Source organism: Bradyrhizobium sp. WYCCWR15520 (assembly GCF_056174665.1).
Window position 1 is genome coordinate 1 of record NZ_JBWBWM010000136.1, and the last position, 1,628, is coordinate 1,628.

Annotated in this window: 1 protein-coding gene; it reads right to left on the reverse strand. The window is 61.6% G+C overall.

Annotated elements, in window-relative coordinates:
* Nucleotides 1-478: 478 nt before the first annotated feature.
* Nucleotides 479-1,628, reverse strand: a 1,150-nt coding sequence (gene groEL, locus AC0QUY_RS42505) for a chaperonin GroEL (protein ID WP_475391717.1), incomplete at its 5' end; no start/stop codon positions are given.

The window sequence follows — 1,628 nt, forward strand, 5'->3', positions numbered from 1 at the left end:
GGCGCGTGAAGTCAGTCCCATAGAGCACCTCTTCTCGAATCAGGTGCCCATCAAAGAATCACAAGCGATTCTAGCGACTCAAGTTTTTCGGCTCAGTGCACCTCAAAAAAATGTGGGTAATCGTAAGTCGGAAAGGTCCGCGGCATCACCAGATGCAGACGATCCGACGCGGTCGGGGTTTTTCCAGTCAGTCGCTTAACGATATCCACCACGTCATCGCTGGGCGGCTGTGTCGAGGCGAGAACGGCGCTCGCAAATCCGGCGCTCCCCGCAACGGCGGCGGTCAAGATGGTTCGGCGCGTAACGCCAAGTGGTTTTGTCTTCAACGCGAGATCCTCGCTACCGATAGGCGGAACTCTCCAAGCGGGCGCTCGATATTTCTGACGTTGAAATCTACCATGGGTGCTCCCACAAAACGACTCCTGGGCCTGCGACTGTAGGCGCGGCCGAGGGCGCCGTGTGCGCGATCGCGATCGGCTCAGAATTCCATGTCGCCGCGATGGTGGTCGTGGTCATGGCCCGGCAAAGGTGGAGGCGGCGGCGTCGGCAGCTCGGCAACCATGGCCTCAGTGGTGATGAGCAGGCCGGCGACCGAGACTGCGTCCTGCAGCGCGGTGCGCACCACCTTGGTTGGATCGATGATGCCCCTGGAGACCAAGTCGCCGTACTCGCAGGTCTGGGCATCATAACCCCAGTTGTACTGCTCCTTCTCCAGGATCTTGCCGATCACCACCGAGGCGTCGTCGCCGGCGTTTAGTGCTATCTGGCGCGCTGGCCAACCGATTGCCTTCTTGACGATGTCAACGCCATGCTTCTGGTCCTCGTTGGCGGGCTTTACCCGGTCGAGCACCTTGGCGGCGCGCAGCAGCGCGACGCCGCCGCCCGGCAAAATACCTTCCTCGACCGCGGCGCGCGTTGCATGCATCGCGTCGTCGACGCGATCCTTGCGCTCCCTCGCGTCGATCTCGGTTGCCCCGCCGACATGGATCACCGCCACGCCGCCGGCGAGCTTGGCGAGCCGCTCCTCTAGCTTCTCGCGGTCATAGTCGGAGGTGGTCTCCGCGATGTGCTTCTTGATCTGGTTGATGCGGGCGTCGATGTCCTCCTTCTTGCCGGCGCCGCCGACGATCGTGGTGCTTTCCTTGTCGATCAATACCGTTCTGGCGCGGCCGAGCATGTCGAGCGTGGCGTTCTCAAGCTTCATGCCGAGATCTTCCAAGATGGCGGTACCGCCGGTAAGGATGGCGACGTCATGCAGCATCGCCTTGCGGCGATCGCCAAAGCCGGGCGCTTTCACCGCCGCGACCTTGAGGCCGCCGCGCAGCTTGTTGACCACGAGGGTGGAGAGTGCTTCTCCTTCGACTTCTTCGGCGATAACAAGCAGCGGCTTGCTCGTCTGCGCCAGGGCTTCCAGCAGTGGCAGCAGTTCACGCAGGTCCGAGAGCTTCTTCTCATACACAAGGACGTAAGGATTCTCCATCTCCACCCGCATCTTGTCGGAATTGGTGATGAAGTAGGGCGAGACATAGCCGCGATCGAACTGCATGCCCTCGACCACGTCGAGCTCGGTCCCGAGCGACTTCGCCTCATCGACCGTAATCACGCCCTCGTTGCCGACCTTCTTCACG